This is a genomic window from Pseudomonas sp. NFR16 (assembly GCF_900108875.1).
Taxonomy (GTDB): domain Bacteria; phylum Pseudomonadota; class Gammaproteobacteria; order Pseudomonadales; family Pseudomonadaceae; genus Aquipseudomonas.
Genome location: NZ_FNYJ01000001.1, coordinates 898,583 through 914,972, shown reverse-complemented (window position 1 = coordinate 914,972; position 16,390 = coordinate 898,583). Strand labels below are relative to the sequence as shown.

Annotated in this window: 15 protein-coding genes; 4 read left to right on the top strand and 11 right to left on the bottom strand. The window is 63.6% G+C overall.

Translation table 11 applies throughout. The features are described 5' to 3' along the window. Nucleotides 1–13: 13 nt before the first annotated feature. On the top strand, nt 14–1,303 hold the full coding sequence (locus BMZ10_RS04100) for a nitrate- and nitrite sensing domain-containing protein (RefSeq protein ID WP_256214340.1): 1,290 nt from the start codon (nt 14–16) through the stop codon (nt 1,301–1,303). A 61-nt stretch (nt 1,304–1,364) separates the two neighbouring features. Here the strand turns inward: BMZ10_RS04100 and moaA are convergent, their stop codons facing one another. The 10 genes from moaA to BMZ10_RS04050 all read right to left on the bottom strand — a co-directional run bounded on the left by moaA (nt 1,365) and on the right by BMZ10_RS04050 (nt 11,733). Next, the gene (gene moaA / locus BMZ10_RS04095; RefSeq protein ID WP_093458752.1) at nt 1,365–2,363 is read right to left on the bottom strand and encodes a GTP 3',8-cyclase MoaA; all 999 of its coding nucleotides are present in this window, start codon (nt 2,361–2,363) and stop codon (nt 1,365–1,367) included. Between the two features lie 75 nt (nt 2,364–2,438). Then, entirely contained in the window at nt 2,439–3,266 is an 828-nt protein-coding gene (locus tag BMZ10_RS04090; RefSeq protein WP_093458751.1) for a formate/nitrite transporter family protein, read from the bottom strand. Nucleotides 3,267–3,626: 360 nt separating this feature from the next. Beyond that, nucleotides 3,627–5,003 carry a cation:proton antiporter gene (locus tag BMZ10_RS04085; RefSeq protein WP_093458750.1) on the bottom strand — a complete coding sequence of 459 codons (1,377 nt, stop codon included), beginning with the start codon at nt 5,001–5,003 and terminating at the stop codon, nt 3,627–3,629. Nucleotides 5,004–5,106: 103 nt separating this feature from the next. Continuing rightward, the gene (locus tag BMZ10_RS04080) at nt 5,107–6,159 is read right to left on the bottom strand and encodes an ABC transporter substrate-binding protein (protein WP_093459988.1); all 1,053 of its coding nucleotides are present in this window, start codon (nt 6,157–6,159) and stop codon (nt 5,107–5,109) included. A gap of 5 nt (nt 6,160–6,164) precedes the next feature. Further along, entirely contained in the window at nt 6,165–7,349 is a 1,185-nt protein-coding gene (locus BMZ10_RS04075) for an NAD(P)/FAD-dependent oxidoreductase (RefSeq protein WP_093458749.1), read from the bottom strand. Further along, complete coding sequence (locus BMZ10_RS04070) at nt 7,346–8,707, bottom strand: FAD/NAD(P)-dependent oxidoreductase (RefSeq protein ID WP_093458748.1); 1,362 nt, start codon at nt 8,705–8,707, stop codon at nt 7,346–7,348. Before BMZ10_RS04070 ends, BMZ10_RS04075 begins: the two co-directional genes overlap by 4 nt. Next, the gene (locus BMZ10_RS04065) at nt 8,704–8,994 is read right to left on the bottom strand and encodes a (2Fe-2S)-binding protein (protein ID WP_093458747.1); all 291 of its coding nucleotides are present in this window, start codon (nt 8,992–8,994) and stop codon (nt 8,704–8,706) included. The genes BMZ10_RS04070 and BMZ10_RS04065 overlap by 4 nt, the downstream gene beginning before the upstream one ends. A 43-nt stretch (nt 8,995–9,037) precedes the next feature. Then, nucleotides 9,038–9,832 carry an ABC transporter permease gene (locus BMZ10_RS04060; RefSeq protein WP_093458746.1) on the bottom strand — a complete coding sequence of 265 codons (795 nt, stop codon included), beginning with the start codon at nt 9,830–9,832 and terminating at the stop codon, nt 9,038–9,040. Between the two features lie 3 nt (nt 9,833–9,835). After that, nucleotides 9,836–10,708, bottom strand: coding sequence for an ABC transporter permease (locus BMZ10_RS04055; protein ID WP_093458745.1), 873 nt, complete (start codon nt 10,706–10,708; stop codon nt 9,836–9,838). Continuing rightward, the gene (locus tag BMZ10_RS04050; protein WP_093458744.1) at nt 10,705–11,733 is read right to left on the bottom strand and encodes an ABC transporter ATP-binding protein; all 1,029 of its coding nucleotides are present in this window, start codon (nt 11,731–11,733) and stop codon (nt 10,705–10,707) included. The genes BMZ10_RS04055 and BMZ10_RS04050 overlap by 4 nt, the downstream gene beginning before the upstream one ends. Nucleotides 11,734–11,978: 245 nt before the next feature. On the opposite strand from BMZ10_RS04050, the gene BMZ10_RS04045 reads away from it, so the two are divergent. Beyond that, on the top strand, nt 11,979–12,815 hold the full coding sequence (locus tag BMZ10_RS04045) for an IclR family transcriptional regulator (protein WP_093458743.1): 837 nt from the start codon (nt 11,979–11,981) through the stop codon (nt 12,813–12,815). A gap of 266 nt (nt 12,816–13,081) precedes the next feature. Next, entirely contained in the window at nt 13,082–14,701 is a 1,620-nt protein-coding gene (locus BMZ10_RS04040; RefSeq protein WP_093458742.1) for a methyl-accepting chemotaxis protein, read from the top strand. A 12-nt stretch (nt 14,702–14,713) separates the two neighbouring features. Here the strand turns inward: BMZ10_RS04040 and BMZ10_RS04035 are convergent, their stop codons facing one another. Next, on the bottom strand, nt 14,714–15,652 hold the full coding sequence (locus tag BMZ10_RS04035) for a class I SAM-dependent methyltransferase (RefSeq protein WP_093458741.1): 939 nt from the start codon (nt 15,650–15,652) through the stop codon (nt 14,714–14,716). Nucleotides 15,653–15,849: 197 nt separating this feature from the next. On the opposite strand from BMZ10_RS04035, the gene BMZ10_RS04030 reads away from it, so the two are divergent. After that, nucleotides 15,850–16,383 carry a GNAT family N-acetyltransferase gene (locus tag BMZ10_RS04030; protein ID WP_093458740.1) on the top strand — a complete coding sequence of 178 codons (534 nt, stop codon included), beginning with the start codon at nt 15,850–15,852 and terminating at the stop codon, nt 16,381–16,383. The last annotated feature ends 7 nt before the right edge of the window (nt 16,384–16,390 follow it).

Genomic DNA, 16,390 nt, shown 5'->3' with positions numbered 1-16,390 from the left:
AGAATTGACGCGTATGACCGACACCCACATGCCGCCCGCTTTGCGTTTCATGCTCGCCGCCCGGCGCAGTGAGTTGGCCGGCCTGGAGGGCCTGGCGCAGACCTGTGAGCTGGTCACGCTGATCAGCCAATGGGTGCATGCCTTGCAGCGCGAGCGGGGGTATTCGAATGTCTATCTGGGCAGCAAGGACACCCGTCAATTGCCCCGACTTGATGCATTGAGCGCGCAGGCCAGCGCCGTCGAGCAGCGTGTCGTCGCCTGTTTTGACGGCATCGACCTGGAGTCGGCGAGCGCTTCGGACCGTGCGCGGCTGTTCAACCGTCTGGCGTTCGTCATGCACGCGCTCGACGATCTGCCGGGCTTGCGTCGACGCATTCGCGATCAACGTCTGACCCCGGTTGAGGCCACGGCGGCACTGACGCGCCTGATCGGTGGGTTGCTGGCAGTGGTGTTCGAGGCGGCCGACACAGCGATCGATCCTCCCGTCACCCGCGTGCTGGTGGCGCTGTTCAATTTCATGCAGGGCAAAGAGCTGGCGGGGCAGGAGCGCGCGATCGGGGTGAACGGCTTCGCGGCGGGTTTTTTCGACACGCTGGTGCGCCAGCGCATCGAACATCTGGTGCAGGGGCAGGAGCGCTGCTTTCAGACGTTCGCCGAGTTTGCCGATGATGAAGCGCGGCGCCTGTGGCTGAACCTGCAGGCCAGCGACACCTCGGCGCAGGTGACGCGGCTCAGGACCGTGGCGCTGAAAACGTCCGAAAGCGAGCGGGTCGATCCGACGCTGTCGCAGATGTGGTTCGACCTGACCACCGCCCGCATCGATGCCATGCGAGAGGTGGAAACCCGTCTGGCCCAGGTGCTGTCGAGCACCTGTCAGGCGAGCATCCGCCAGGCGCGCGCCGATCTGGACAACCATCGCACGCTGCTCAAGCGGCTGGTCAGCCTTGAGAGTGCTGCCTGCGCGGATCAGGCGCTGCTGTTCAACGTCCAGGCGCTGGACCTGAGCACGGTGCCGCGCGATGGCCTGGGGCATCACCTGGGGCGTTCGGTGCTGGAGATGCTGCATTCGCAGACGCGGCGCCTGCTGACCGCCAATGACGAGCGCGACGAGGCCCGCCAGGCGTTAAATGAACGCAAGCTGGTTGAACGGGCCAAGCGGTTGTTGATGGACGAATTTCAGCTCAGTGAACACGACGCCTACGAACGGCTGCGCGTCTCATCGATGGAGCGGGGTCAGCGAATGGTCGATGTCGCCAGGGCCTTGCTGGAAATGCCAGCGAGGCGCACGTCCCGGCGGGACTGAACGGCTGCCCCGTACATCGCACCACCACTGGCACGACTGGGGCAAGGACGGGTGATGCGTGTCAGCCGCCGGTCATGTTCATGAAGCGCACGACCTGCACGTCATCGTTGAGCTCGAAGTTGTGGCGGTAGGGCTTGAGCTGCATGGCGTCGATGATCGCTTTTTCCAGCTTCTCCGGCTGGCCGGGGTTGGCGCGAAGAACGGCCTTGAGGTCCGCCGAATGTTCATTGCCCAGGCACAACAGCAAGCGGCCTTCGACCGTCACCCGCACTCGGTTGCACGTGGCACAGAAGTTGTGGCTGTGGGGCGAGATGAAGCCGATGCGGATGTCCGGCGCTTCGGCCACGCGCCAGTATCGCGACGGGCCTTGTGTCGATTCGGTGGAGTGGATCAGCGTGTAGCGTTCAGCGATGCGCTCGCGCACCTGCTCGCTGGAAAAGAAGGACTCGGCCCGGCTGTGTTCGCTGATCACCCCCAGAGGCATCTCTTCGATGAAGGTGATGTCCAGGCCCCGATCAATGGCGAACGCCACCAGATCGTTGATTTCGTGATCGTTGCGGCCTTGCATCACCACACAATTGAGCTTCGTGCGCTGGAAGCCCGCGGCGATGGCCGCGTCGATACCGGCAATCACTTTACTTAGCTCGCCGGTGCGGGTCAGTTCCTTGAACAGCGCAGGGTCCAGGCTGTCCAGGCTGATATTGAGGCGCGTCAGGCCGGCTTCGAAAAGCGGTACGGCGAGTTTGTCCAGCTGCGAGCCGTTGGTGGTCATGCACAGTTCGCGCAGGCCGGGCAGCGCGGCGATGTTCTTGCACAGGCCGACGATGCCTGCGCGGACCAGCGGCTCGCCACCGGTAAGGCGAATTTTACGGGTGCCCAGCGCGACGAAACGCTCGGCCAGTTGATGGATCTCTTCAAGCGAGAGGATCTGCTGACGCGGCAGAAAGGTCATGTCTTCGGCCATGCAGTAGACGCAGCGAAAATCGCAGCGATCGGTCACCGACATGCGTACGTAATCGACTTTGCGTGAAAACCCGTCTAGCAGAATTCGATCTGACATTGCTTATCTCGACAGCGTGCTGCGTGGCAGAAGCAGGCCGCGCGTACCGCGTTCACGGTGCGCGCGACTGAAGCGTTAAATCTTGTGACCCGTGGATTGCACGATTGTCGCAACCGCATCGCCGGTCACCGGAGCCTGTGTGGCCCTCGAATATGACACGTAATACGCCAGACCGACAAAAATTGCACCTCCCACGGCATTACCGAGGAACACTGCGACGAAGTTCTCGACGAATCGAGTCCAGCTCAGGGCATCGGCAAAAATTGCTGCCGGAATCACGAACATGTTCGCGACCACGTGCTGGAAGCCGATGGCCACGAACGCCATGATCGGGAACCACATGCCGAGGATCTTGCCGGTGACGTCCTTGCTTGCATAGGAAAGCCAGACCGCCAGGCACACCAGCCAGTTGCAACCGATGCCGGAAATGAAGGCCTGACCGAAGTCGGCGCTCACCTTGGCGTTGGCAATGGCCAGGGTTTTGTTCAGGTACGCGCCTTCGGTCAGCCCCAGTACGTGGCCAAAGAAGTACGCGATGAACAGGGCGCCCAGCAGGTTGGCGAAGGTCACCAGCAGCCAGTTGCGAGCGACGGCGCCCGCCGAGATCCGCCGGGCGAACATGGCGGTGGGCAGGCTCATCATGTTGCCGGTCAGCAATTCGCCGCCCGCCAGAATCACCAGGATCAGGCCGATCGGGAAGACTGCGGCGCCGAGCAGGTTGCCCAGGGAAGCCCATGGCCCCGGAATCATGGTGCTGACGTGAATGTCGAGCAGAAAGCCCAGTGCGATGAAGGCCCCGGCGAGGAAGCCGAGCACCATGATCGACAGCGCGGGCAGACGGGATTTCTTGACGCCCGCTTCGACCGTCATCTCGGCGATTTGTTGTGGAGTGTTGATTGACATGGTTCTGGACTCGCACGCAATGGCCTGCGCTGCGGCAAGAACGCCGCGCGCCGCGCAATATAGGAGGTAGCTTTATTCGGGTGTTTTCAAGCGTCCAGTCTTGATGCGCGAGCGTGTCGGTGACACGGCGGCAGGTCCCTGTACAGGCAACGATGCGCGTCTGATTGTTCGCCGGACAGCTGCGACAAAAATGACGCGATCAGTTAGTGAGCAAGCTACCGACCGGAGCGTAGAGCGTCCAATCGCTTGTTCCGATGAAGTGATCGATGCGCTCTATCGCGGGAGTTCTGTCCTCCCCATTATCGGCTGGCGGGCGCGACCCCTGCGCAGGAATCGCGACCGACGGCGCGCGTCAAAACGTCACGGCGACGATTCATGCTCGGGGCCGAGGTCGTCGCTGCGGGTGTTCATGCTGCGTTCATAGCGTTCCAGCAGCGGCTGGATGCTGATGCCGTGCAGCAGAATGCTCAGCGCAACGACCGACAGGGTCAGGCTGATGCTGGTCTGAATGATGTCTTCGGGGAGGCCGTGAGACAGCGCGTAGCACAGGTAATAAAGTGAGCCGATCCCGCGGATGCCGAACCAGCCGACCAAGGCCTTCTGCGGGCCCGTCAGCAGTTCACCCCGGATCAGCATCCACACGCTCAGTGGCCGGATCACGCAGAACAGCGCCAGGCCCAGACCCACCGCGCGCCAGTCCCAGTACAGCGCGATGGCGGCGCCAAGCAGGGTGATGAGCAGCACTTCCATCGCCCGTTCGACCAGACTGCCGAAGGCCAGCATGTCCCCCATCATCACCCCCGCGGCCAGTTGAGACTCGCTGATCTCCTCGTCCTGGGGAACCGTTGCCGCTTCCGGCGCACTGTCCATGTGCCCGAGCACCGGTTTGGCGACGTGCTCGGCCGGGACATCCGACTGCGTTGTACGCACCTCGGCATGACGCAAGCCCAGGCCTGCGGCGAACACCGAAAGAAAGCCGAACGCGCCCAGGCCCTGGGCGACCACGTAGGCCATGGCGATCAGCGCCAGGGCAAGGAAATCGTTGGGCGAACTGGTGCTGTCGGCATTCTTGATGCGCAGGTAAATCATCAGGTGCCCGACGCTGCGACCAAGGCCGTAGCCAATCAGCAGCGCCACGGGCACGCCCCAGATGATGCTCTTGAGGAACCAGCCCTGAACCCAGTCGAAATTGCCATTGGCATGGCCGAAGAACAGCAGGGCGAAGATCACGAAAGGAAACGCGGTGCCGTCGTTCAGACCCGCTTCCCCGGACAGGCCGAAGCGGACCCGGTCGAAGTCCTGCGCATTATTGACCTGCACAAGCCCCGCAAGCACAGGGTCGGTGGGCGACAGCATGGCGCCCAGCAACAGCGCCACCGCCCAGGGCAGCGCAAACAGATAATGCGCTGCCAGACAGACGCCGATGATGCTGGCGAGCATCACCGGTCCTGCGAGCAGGTAAGCGGTGTGCCACGCCTTGCGGTGCAGGGGCAGCCGCAGTTTGATGCCGGTGTTGAACAGGGAAAACAGGACCGCGACCTCGGTCAGGCGCTCCAGCCAGTGCCGTGCATCGCGCACGTCCAGTTGCACCAGATCGAGCCCCCAGGGGCCGATCAGCGCGCCAAATGCCAGGCACACCGCCGAGGTCGTGACCGGCAGCCAGCGCAGGTAAGAAGAAGTCAGTGCCAGCAGCATTAACAGAACGCCGAGCACAGTCATGCAAAGAATAAAACTCATCCGGCCTCGTCAGCAGTCAGGGGGGGTAAGGCTGTGACTGTGACGAGGTGGGATAGTTGGGCCGGATGTTGGATTGTTGCCGTGCCAGCGCCAAGCGCCTGAATCACCGCTCGATCGTGCGGCTCCAGCGAGCGTTCCATTCCGGACGGATCTGGTTGACCTGATCCCAGTCGATGGTCACGGCGGTTTCCAGGTACTTGTTCATGGCCTCCACCTGACCACGGGTTTTCTCGGTGGTCGGGGTTTTCGGGTTGGACGGAATCTGGTCGCCCATCTCCAGTGCCGGCGCCTGCGCTTGCGGAGTCAGCAGAAATTCGGCGAGCTTTTGCGCCAGTTCCGGCTGATCGTTGTTGGCGATGGTGCATTCGGCCACGTTGAGGACCACAGCACCTTCCTTGGGTGGCGCGTACTCAACCGGCACGCCCTTGAGTTTCAGCGCGGTGACCTGAGTGGGCGTCAGCGGGAACAGCGCGGCCTCGCCGGTCTGCACCATTTCCGAGATCTTCGCGGAACTGGCGATGTATTCCAGTACGTTCGGGCCAACGGTTTTCGGCCAGGCCTTGAAGCCCGGTTCGACATTGGTTTCATCGCCGCCCTGCAGACGGTTGAACATCAGGAAGCCGTGCAGGCCGAAGGTCGACGAGGCCAGCGACTGAAATACCAGCTTGTCCTTGTAGCGTTTGTCGGCCATGTCCGCCCAGGACGTCGGCGCGCTCCAGCCGTTTTCCTGAAACATTTTCGTGTTGTACGCCAGGCCGGTCACGCCCAGGCTCACGGCCACTGCCTCATCCTTGATTTTGCCTTTTTCCGGAATGTCCGCCAGCGTCGCGCTGGGCTGCAACTTGCCGCACAGGCCCATGGAGATCGCGCGGTACATGATGCCGTCGTCGAGGAACATCACGTGCATCTGCGGATTGTCTTTGCTCGCCTGGACCTTGGCGAGAATGTCCGAAGACGTGCCCGGCACGATGACCACTTTGACGTTGTTGGCTTTCTCGAACGCAGGCAGTACCTGATCGGCATACAGGCGTTCCATGGTGCCGCCGTTCATGCCCAGATACAGCGTGGTTTCGGCCTGCGCCGGCATCGAAGCGAGCAGGGCGGCAAGCGGCAAGCAGGACAGGCCGGTCAGGGCCAGACGTTTCACGTTGTTCATGCTGTTCATGGCTGCGATTTTCCTCTGAGCAAAGGGATGACGTTATCCGCACGGGGCGGCACGGCGGTGGCAGGTTTGACGGGTTGAAAACGGGAGATCGAAAAAGCGTCCAGGGCGATCCGCGACGCCCCTTCGCAGACGATCTGCGCCAGCGCTTCGCCAGCGGCAGGACCGATCTGAAAGCCCGATCCGGCAAAACCGAAGCCGTGCAGCAGACCCGGTTGCGTGGAACTGGCGCCGAGCACCGGCTCGCGGTCCGGCAGGTAGCCTTCGGTGCCGCTCCAGGTGCGAATCGCCTGAGCGCCGGCCAGCGGCGGATACAGTTCGGCGGCGTTGCGCAGGATGTCGAGAATCGCCGCCTGTCCCGGCCGCGCCCTCGTCGGGTCCAGCGCGAAGCCCTGGCCACCGCCCAGCACGCAGTTACCCCGCGCGACCTGACGCGCATAAATGCCGCCGCCTTCGACCCCGGTGCTGACGTCCATGAACATCGGCAGGGGTTCAGTGACCAGCATGGCCGGGTGACCCGACTGCATCGGCACCGGCTCGTCGAATTGGCTGGCCAGGTGCGCCGCCCACGCGCCGGCGCAGTTGAGCAGCCACGGAGCGCGAAAGCCGCGCCCGTCAGCGGTGCGTACGGCGAAGGCCTGGCCGTCATGGCTGACTTGGGTGACGGCCGCCTGCTCGAACCCCTGAGCCCCGGCGCGCGTGGCGGCGACCGCAAACGCGGGCGACACGAGGCGCGGGTTGGCGTGGCCGTCATCGGCACACAGCGAGGCGCCGACGGCGACGTCGCCCGCCCAGGGAAAGCGCAGGCGCAGTTGAGCATGGTCAAGCAATTGCAGGTCCAGGCCGAAGCCTCGGGAAGTCTGCTCGTAGGCCACCAGCGCGGCCATGTCGTGGTCGCTGCGCGCCAGTTTGAGATGGCCCGAGCGCAGGTATTCGCCGTCGATGCCGATCAGGTTCTTCAGATCGCCCCACAGGCTGTGGGCACGTTGGGAAAGCGGCAGCTGCGACAGTGGACGTCCCTGACGGCGCACGCCGCCGTAGTTGACCCCGCTCGAGTGCGAACCGAAGAAATCCCGTTCCAGCAGCGCCACGTGCTTGCCGGCCCTGGCCAGGAACAGCGCGGCCGAAGAGCCGACAATGCCCCCGCCGATGATCAGCGCATCGAATTCCAGCGGCTGGCTCATCGTTCTGTCTCCACGCCGAAGGGCAGTGGTTTGATCGGCGCCTGCCCGCGCAGGCGGCCAACACCTGCGATGTCGCGCCCGGAGCATTGCGCGACGATTTCGGCAGCGGCCAGGCCGCACATCCGGCCCTGACAGCGACCCATGCCGACCCGGCACATCGCCTTGACCCGATTGATTTCCCAGTGACCGTGGGCAACGGTCTGGCGAATGTCACCGGCAGTGATTTCCTCGCAGCGGCAGATCATCACCTCATCGGGCGCCCTGGCGGCCCACTCTTCGGGAAACGGAAAGGCGGTCTCAAGGCCACGACGAAAACGCTGAATCGCCTCCAGTCGCTGTTGCAACGCCAGGCTGCGTGTTCGGTCGACGGTGTAACCGATGTCGCCGAGCAGGGTGAGCGCCGCCAGTTCTCCGGCCATTTCGGCGGCGTCCGCGCCCATGATTCCGGCGCCGTCGCCAGCCAGATAAACCCCGTCGACGCTGCTGCGGCCTGCCGCATCGCGGGTCGGCAGCCACGCCCGGTTCAGCGGGCTCCAGGCAAAGTCGCAGCCGAGCAGATCAGCCAGTTGAGTTTCGCTGCGCAGCGCATGCGCGAACGCGACGGCATCGCACGGCAGCACCTGTTCCTGCCCATCGGCCGCATAAACGGCCGCGGTGACCCGACGTTCGCCCTCGACCCGGCGCAGTGCGACGCCTTGATGCACCGCCACCCCGTGGGCGCTCAGCCAGGCTCGGTAGTACAAGCCCTTGGCGAGCGTGGCCGGTTGGCCGAGCAGCGCGGGCAGGGCGCGTGCCTGGGCGGACAACGGCGAGCTGTCGAGTACCGCGACGACCTGCGCGCCCGCTTTGGCGTACTGGTAGGCCACCAGATACAGCAGTGGGCCGCTGCCGGCGAAGACCACCCGCTCACCAATGGCGCAGCCCTGGAATTTCAGCGCGATCTGCGCCGCGCCAAGGCTGTAGACGCCCGGCAATGTCCAGCCCGGCACCGGCAGGATGCGATCGGTGGCGCCGGTCGCGACGATCAGCTGCCGGTAGCGAACCTGCTCGGCTACGCCGTCGCACAGCGTGTCGAGGGTATGTTGCTCGGTATTCCACACCAGCGTCTGCGGGCGGTAATCGATGTCTTTCTGCAGCCGGTCCAGCGTCGCGTGCACGGCCTGGGCTTTCGACGCTTCGAAGCCATACAGGGCTTTTGCCGAGCGTTTGAAATTTTCCGGCTGACGACGATAGATCTGCCCGCCGCCACGCAGGCTTTCGTCGATCAGGCTTGGCCGCAGGCCATAGGCGACCAGGGTCTGGGCGGCGCGGATGCCCGCCGGGCCGGCACCGACGATGACCACGTCCTGACCGCTCATGGGCGCCGTCCCGGTTCGCGACTGACACGCAAATCCGCTTCGAGCAGCGTCGAGCAGGCGCGCACGCGGCGCCCGTCGCCCAGTCGGACCCAGCAATCCTGGCACGCCCCCATCAGGCAAAAACCGGCACGCGGTTCGGCGCTGAAATCGCTGCCGCGCAAGTAGTCATCGGCCGTCAGCACCGCGGTGAGCAGCGTATCGCCCCGCAAGCCGCTGGCCGCCTGACCATCGAGGGTGAAGGGCAACACGTCGCGGTCGTGTTCGGCCAGTCGTTTCAGCAAAGCCATGGCGCTCTCTCTGTGCGGCAAAAGACGGGTAAGCGAATGTTCATCAGTGGCGCCCCACCAGCACGCGGTCCAGCCCGTACACACGATCAAGGATGATCATGGTGGCGGCCGTCAGCGCAATCACCAGCGCCGAAACAGCCGCCATCATCGGATCGATGGATTCAGTGGCGTACACATACATGCGCACCGGCAGCGTCTGGGTCGACGGCGAGGTGACGAAGATCGACAGGGTCACTTCATCGAAACTGTTGATGAACGCCAGCAGCCAGCCACCGGCAACGCCGGGCAGGATCATGGGCAGGGTGATCTGGCGAAACAGGGTGAAGCGGCTGGCGCCCAGTGACTCGGCGGCCTGCTCGGCGCTGCGGTCCATGCCGATCGCTGCCGCAATCACCAGGCGCAAGACATAAGGCGTAATGACCACCACGTGGGCGAACGTCAGCCAGACGAAGCTGCCGTTTACGCCCATCAGCGCGAACAGGCGCAGCATCGCCACGCCCAGCACGAGGTGGGGAATGATGATCGGCGAGAGAAACAGGCCATTGAGGAAATCACGGCCCGGAAACCGGTAGCGGGTGATCGCCAGCGCCGCCGGCACCGCGATCAGTGTGGCGAGGGTCGCGGCAACCACTGCCAGGATCAGGCTGTTATAGAACGACTGAATGAAGTCGGCGCGCTCGAACACCGCGCTGAACCAGCGCAGTGAAAAGCCGTGCCACGGCAGGCTCAGTGTGTTTTCCGGCGTGAACGCCACCAGGCACACCACCAGCAGCGGCGCCAGCATGAACACCACGACCAGCGCATGAAAGGACAGGGCCAGAGGACCATTCTTGGACATCGATCATTCCCCCAGGGATTTTTTATAACGGCCTTCGACCAGCCGGTTCCACGACAGCATCACCAGCAGGTTGATCAGCAGCAGGGCGACCGCAATCGCCGCGCCCATCGGCCAGTTGAGTTCCGAGAGGTATTGGTCGTAAACCACGGTGGCGACCATCTTCAGGCGTCGTCCGCCCAGCAGGCCCGGTATCGCGAAGGAACTGGCGGACAGGCCGAACACGATCAGCGTGCCGGACAGCACGCCAGGCAGCACTTGCGGCAGGACCACCAGGCGCATGACCTTGGCCTGCGTGGCACCCAGCGACAGCGCGGCCTGCTCGGCCGAGGCGTCTAGCTTCTGCAGCGACGTCCACACGGGGATGATCATGAACGGCAGCATGACGTGAACCAGCGCCAGAATGACCGCGAAAGGGGTGTAGAGCATCTTGACCGGACGACCGCCCAGCGCCTGGATCGCCTGATTCACCAACCCGTCGGCGCCCAGCAGCAGGCTCCAGCCGAACGCCCGGACCACCACCGAAATCAGCAGCGGAGTGAGGATCAGAATCAGGAAGATAGAGCGCCACGGCGTCCCCATCCGGCTGAGGATGTACGCTTCCGGCACGCCAATGACCACGCACAGCAAGGTGACCAGCGCGCTGATCCAGAACGTGCGCAGGAAGATTTCGTAGAAGTACGAATCGGTCACCAGATTCACGTACTGAGCAAAGGTCCAGGCATCGCCCTTCACCCCAACCTCGTAGTCGAAGACGTTGAACGACAGCACCAGCGTCAGCAGCAGGGGCAGCACCAGCAGGCCGACGAACAGCGCCAGGGCCGGCGTTGATAACAAGTAACCGCGACCGGTGTCGCGCAGCACGCTGGCGCCGCTCATGCCGACACCTCATCGGCGCTGAGTACGCGCAGCAGTTCGGATGGCCACTCCAGGCCCACCACGGTGCCTTCGTTCATGGGCGCGTCGCCATCGTTGCGCCGCACGACGGTGATGTCACCGATCGGCGTTTCGACACGGTACAGCCACTGGCTGCCGAGGAAGTAGCGGGTGACGATCCTGCCTTGCAGGCGCCCATCGCCTGCCGGCACCAGGTCGATCTTTTCCGGGCGCAGGCTCAGCGTCAGCACGCCCTGGCCAGGCTGATGGCGGACTTGCGCGGCGCCGTGTTCGTCGCGGTCGCCGCGCAGCAGGTTGGCCTTGCCGACGAAACCGGAGATGAACTCAGTGCGCGGGTGTTCGTACAGTTTGTAGGGCTCGTCGATCTGTGTGATGCGGCCCGCCTGCATGACCACCACGCGATCGCTGATGGATAACGCTTCGGCCTGATCGTGGGTGACCATCAAGGTGGTGATGCCGACTTCTCGCTGAATGCGGCGAATCTCGAACTGCATTTCTTCGCGCAGGTTGGCGTCCAGGTTGGACAGCGGTTCGTCCAGCAGCAGCACCGGCGGCTCGATCACCAGGGCGCGGGCCAGCGCCACCCGCTGACGCTGCCCGCCGGAGAGTTCACGCGGGTAGCGTTGGGCATGTTGATCGAGGCGCACCAGTTGCAGCACGCGGCTGACGCGGCGCTCGATCTCGGCGGCGGCGACCTTGCGCATTTTCAGGCCAAAGGCGACGTTGTCCCGCACGGTCATGTGCGGGAACAACGCATAAGACTGGAACACCACACCCAGACCACGGCTCGCCGGTTTGGCGTGCGTGATGTCGCGGCCATCGAGCAGGATGCGGCCGCCGCTGACGTCGACGAACCCGGCGATCATTTGCAACGTGGTGGTCTTGCCGCAGCCAGAGGGGCCGAGCAGGGAAACGAACTCGCCTTGTTCCACCGACAGGTCAGTGGCGACGACCGCATCGACGGCGCCGTAACGTTTGCACAACGCCTGAAGTTGAAGAAATGCCATGGCTGCGTTCCACCTGTTTTAGTGCATGCCGGGGGCATGCTTTTTTATGGGCAGATGCGAAGAGAAGACGTGCGTGATGCCGTGGACGCTGGCGCTCGATCTGTGTCGGCTGCCGCTGTTATTCAAATCGCCCTGTGGACTGATCCTAAGCCTGCGAATACGATGCGCTCAACGACGAATTTCATTGAGCGAGTAGTATTTTCAGATTTATTCGTTCAATGAATGAAAACAGGTGAATTGGCGTTATGGATTCCATTGAGCGGAATGATCCTGCAAAAGAAACGGGCGTCGGCGCAGTGTCCCGCCTTTTTGCGGTGCTGCGCGCCTTGGGTGAGAGCCCCGAGGGTGGTGAGCGCGTGACGCAACTGGCCCAGCAGGTCGGGCTGTCGCAACCGACCACCCACCGGCTGCTGCGCAGCCTCATGGACGAGGGCATGGTCGATCAGGACGTGCGCAGCAAACGCTACCGCCTGAGCCTGGAATTCTTCGCCCTGGCGGCGCGGGCCGGGCAGTCCGGCAATCTGCGCGATGTGGTCCGGCCCAGCCTGTTGCGCCTGTCGGCGTCTCTGGGCGATTCGTTGTTTCTGCTGGCGCGCAGCGGTTTCGATGCCGTGTGTCTGGATCGCAGCGAAGGGCCTTATCCGATTCGCACCTTCACTGGGGACATTGGCGGTCGGGTGGCGTTGGGCGTCGGTCAGGGCAGTCTGGCAATCCTGGCGTTTCTGCCCGAAGAGGAGCGCGATACCGTGATCCGCTACAACCTGCCGCGCCTGCGTGACTTCCACCTGTATGACGAAGTGATGCTGCGCTCGGAAATCGACACGGTCCGCCGCCAGGGCTACGCCGCCCGCAACACTGGCGTTCTGGAAGGCATGGCCGGGCTGGCCGTGCCGATTCTCGATCGTGAGGGCAAGGCGGTGGCGGCGTTGAGCGTGGCAACCATCAGTGACCGGCTCAATGCTGACCGCATGCCGACGGTGGTGGACCTGCTCAAGCGTGAAGCGGTCGCCATCAGCCAGAAGATCAACCCCTTCGACCCGGTATTGCGCCGGCCTTCCCAAGTGTTCGGTCAAAAAGAATGAGCGGCGGGGTCAGACTTTAAAATCAGCGACTTGGCGCTTGTTCGACAGAATTTTGACCTGGCAATCAGACGCTCCATTGGCGCTTTTTCACCGCCTGTCGGATGTCGTCCCGGCGGTTTAAAGAAGCGCGTGGCCGAGTCGAAGCAGGCTAGGTAGGCCCATCGTATTTTCGGTTCGTTGCCGAAGCGATGGCACAGGGAAGTGGCAAGCAGGCAAACCTTCGGGCGCACCCGGAGCACGCTGTCCTCCCTGATGAGATTCCCCGTATGTCGAAATCCCTGAGATTGCAGATCCTCGCGCTGCTCAGCGGCAGCCTGGTGCTGGTGCTGTTGATCGCCCTCGCATGTTTTCATTTCCTGTCCAGCAACGTGAAGTCTTACCGCGGGCTGATCGAAGGGCCGTTGCAGGCCTCGCAGCTGGTCGATCAGGCCAACCTGCAATTCAAGGTTCAGGTCCAGGAGTGGAAGAACGTGTTGCTGCGTGGCAGACAAGCGACCGACCGTGACAAGTTCTGGGGCCAGTTTGAGGAGCAGGAGCGTCTGGTGCAGGACACCTTGGGTCGCTTGAGCGGCATGAGTGGTCTGGATGCATCGATCAAGGCGCAGGTCGAGAACCTGCGCAACGAGCACCGCACGCTGGGCGTGGCTTATCGCAAGGGCCGCGATGCCTTCGTTGCGGCCAGTGGCGATCCGGTGGCCGGTGATCTGGCCGTCAAGGGGGTCGACCGCGCAACAAGCGAGCAGATGAGTGCGCTGGTAGTTGATCTTCGCAAACGCAGCGATGCACAGTCGCTGGAGATCAGCAGCACCGCCGATCAGACGATCCTGATCGGAACGCTGGTGATGCTGGCTTCTGCCTTGCTGGTGGGCGTTCTGACGTTATGGATGGTCAATCGCAACATCGTCGGGCCGATCAGCATGCTCATCGAATACGTCGCGCAACTGAGTCAGGGACGGTTCAGCGACCGCGTCAGCGTGACCCGCCAGGACGAACTCGGGCGTCTGGCGGTGGCCGCCAACACCTTGCGTGACTTCCTGGCTGACACCTTCACGCGGCTCAAGCGCAGCACCACCGATCTGGACAGCGCCGGGGGCGAACTCAAGGCCATCGCGGCATTGATGGCGCAGGGCACCCATGAACAATTCGAACGCACCGATCAGGTGGCCACGGCAATGACCGAGATGTCGGCCACGGCGCAGGAAGTCGCCCGCCACGCCGCTCAGGCCGCCGAAGCTGCCAGCGAAGCCGACCGCAGCTCTCAGGAGGGCGGCAAGGTCATGAGCGCGACCATCACTGCCATCACCCAGATGCGCGCCGAGATCAGCAACACCGCCGATGTCATTCGTCGTCTGGAAAGCGACAGCGGACGGATCGGCAAGGTGCTCGAAGTGATTCGCGGCATTGCCGAGCAGACCAACCTGCTGGCGCTGAACGCTGCCATCGAAGCCGCCCGCGCCGGGGATGCGGGCCGAGGATTTGCGGTGGTCGCCGATGAGGTTCGCACGCTCGCCCAGCGCACGGCGGCCTCGACTGCCGAGATCAATCAGATCATCAGTTCGGTGCAGACCGGCGCCATCGACGCTGCTCAGGCAATCGAAAGCGGCCAGGCGCGCAGCCAGGAAAGCGTGGATCAGGTCGCACTGGCCGGCTCGTCCCTGCAGCGCATCACCACGGCGGTGGAGGCCATTCGCGACATGAACAGGCAGATCGCTACCGCTGCGGAGGAGCAGACGTCGGTGGCTGAAGACATCTCGCGCAACCTCACCGAGATCACCGCGATTGCCACCACCAATCAGAGCAACGTACAGCGCACGGAAACCGCCAGCGAAGACCTGCACGGTTTGTCGGTGGGCCTGAACGATGTGATCTCCCGGCTCAGCGCCTGACGCCTCAGGGGTTCAGGCCTGGCGGAACACGAGGGCCTTGAGCCCGCCGTCGGGTTCTGCGTCGGGGAACTCCGGCGGATTGTCCAGCCGCTGTTCGAAGCGCAGCCCCGGCGCTTCACGCGTCACCTCCGCAATCAGGAAAGCGGCGTCCAGCGCAGGGTCGTTCATGCAGGCAAGCAGGGTGCCGTCGCCGTTCAGCAGTTCCGGCAGCTTGCGCAACACGCGCTGGTAATCCTTGGTCAGCGAAAAACTGCCTTTCTGGAAAGACGGCGGGTCGATGATCACCAGATCATAAGGCCCGCTGCTCTTCACTTTGCCCCAGGACTTGAACAGTTCATGGCCCAGGAAGCTCACCCTGGCAAGGTCGTGTCCGTTCAGTCGATGGTTCTCGCGACCGCGACTGAGCGCCGCCCGCGACATGTCCAGGTTGACCACGAACTCGGCCCCGCCCTCGATGGCTGCCACTGAGAAGCCGCAGGTATAGGCGAACAGGTTCAGCACGCGTTTGCCGGCTGCTTGGGCCCGGACCCAGTCGCGGCCGTGGCGCATGTCCAGAAACAGTCCGGTGTTCTGCTTTTTGCCGAAATCCACCTGATAACGCAGGCCGCCTTCGGTCAGGGTCCATTGTTCAGGCATCTCGCCGAGCAGGGTTTCGGTGTGGCTGTCGGACAGGTAGCGGTGCTGCAGCAGCAGAGTGTGCGCCTGGCACGCTTTCCACGTCGGGGTCTGGACCAGGTCAGCCAACAGATGCTTCAGGGCATCGAGTTCGTCGTCGGCCGGTGCCTTGAACAACGACACCAGCACCACGCCCTGCATCCAGTCGACGGTCAGTTGCTCCAGGCCCGGCCAGCAGCGCCCGCGGCCATGAAACAGACGACGGGTTTCTGCAGGAGCAGGGGCGAGGGCGGCGAGCAGGTGCTCGTTGAGGGTCTTCAGCGCGTGGGAATTCATCGAAAGTCGGCGGGTCGGCAGTCAGAAAGGGAGGCATTCTAAACCCAATTGCCCCCTCAGCGTTCACGCGTTGGCGCATCACAGGTATTGCTTTGCCTCGCCAAGCGGTCATCATTGCGCGGGCCCTTTTCATCGCCGCCGGTTGGCGAAGGAAAGTCACTGCGGCCTCTACGATTCCTCCGAAAAGAAGGTTGCCCATGCCTCAGACATTGAACCTGCGCGATGCCCGCGACGATGACATGCCCGCCGTACGGGCGATCTACGCACACCATGTGACGCACGGCACCGCAAGTTTCGAGCTCGAGCCACCGACGCTTGAGCAGATGCGACAGCGGCGCACCGACATCCTGACCAACGGCTTGCCGTATCTGGTGGCCGAGCGCTACGGGGAAGTGGTAGGTTACGCCTACGCCACGCTGTACCGGCCGCGCCCGGCGTACCGCTTCACTGTCGAAAATTCGGTCTATGTGCGCGACGGCCTGGCCGGGGCGGGCATCGGTCAGGCGCTGCTGCAGCGCGTCATCCAGTGCTGCGAGCAAGACGGGCGCCGGCAGATGGTGGCGATCATCGGCAACAGCGAAAACGTCGCCTCGATCCGCTTGCACGAGCGTCTGGGTTTTCGCAAGGTCGGGGTGTTCGAATCGGTCGGGTTCAAACATGGCCGCTGGCTAGACACCGTGATCATGCAGCGGGCGTTGGGCGAAGGCGCGGCCAGTTCGCCGTCGCGGTAGTGGACTG

Excerpts from the sequence above, each read along its gene's own strand:
- BMZ10_RS04100 (WP_256214340.1), top strand. The coding sequence starts at position 14 with ATGACCGACACCCACATGCCGCCCGCTTTGCGTTTCATGCTCGCCGCC.
- moaA (WP_093458752.1), bottom strand. The coding sequence starts at position 2,363 with ATGTCAGATCGAATTCTGCTAGACGGGTTTTCACGCAAAGTCGATTAC.
- BMZ10_RS04090 (WP_093458751.1), bottom strand. The coding sequence starts at position 3,266 with ATGTCAATCAACACTCCACAACAAATCGCCGAGATGACGGTCGAAGCG.
- BMZ10_RS04085 (WP_093458750.1), bottom strand. The coding sequence starts at position 5,003 with ATGAGTTTTATTCTTTGCATGACTGTGCTCGGCGTTCTGTTAATGCTG.
- BMZ10_RS04080 (WP_093459988.1), bottom strand. The coding sequence starts at position 6,159 with ATGAACAACGTGAAACGTCTGGCCCTGACCGGCCTGTCCTGCTTGCCG.
- BMZ10_RS04075 (WP_093458749.1), bottom strand. The coding sequence starts at position 7,349 with ATGAGCCAGCCGCTGGAATTCGATGCGCTGATCATCGGCGGGGGCATT.
- BMZ10_RS04070 (WP_093458748.1), bottom strand. The coding sequence starts at position 8,707 with ATGAGCGGTCAGGACGTGGTCATCGTCGGTGCCGGCCCGGCGGGCATC.
- BMZ10_RS04065 (WP_093458747.1), bottom strand. The coding sequence starts at position 8,994 with ATGGCTTTGCTGAAACGACTGGCCGAACACGACCGCGACGTGTTGCCC.
- BMZ10_RS04060 (WP_093458746.1), bottom strand. The coding sequence starts at position 9,832 with ATGTCCAAGAATGGTCCTCTGGCCCTGTCCTTTCATGCGCTGGTCGTG.
- BMZ10_RS04055 (WP_093458745.1), bottom strand. The coding sequence starts at position 10,708 with ATGAGCGGCGCCAGCGTGCTGCGCGACACCGGTCGCGGTTACTTGTTA.
- BMZ10_RS04050 (WP_093458744.1), bottom strand. The coding sequence starts at position 11,733 with ATGGCATTTCTTCAACTTCAGGCGTTGTGCAAACGTTACGGCGCCGTC.
- BMZ10_RS04045 (WP_093458743.1), top strand. The coding sequence starts at position 11,979 with ATGGATTCCATTGAGCGGAATGATCCTGCAAAAGAAACGGGCGTCGGC.
- BMZ10_RS04040 (WP_093458742.1), top strand. The coding sequence starts at position 13,082 with ATGTCGAAATCCCTGAGATTGCAGATCCTCGCGCTGCTCAGCGGCAGC.
- BMZ10_RS04035 (WP_093458741.1), bottom strand. The coding sequence starts at position 15,652 with ATGAATTCCCACGCGCTGAAGACCCTCAACGAGCACCTGCTCGCCGCC.
- BMZ10_RS04030 (WP_093458740.1), top strand. The coding sequence starts at position 15,850 with ATGCCTCAGACATTGAACCTGCGCGATGCCCGCGACGATGACATGCCC.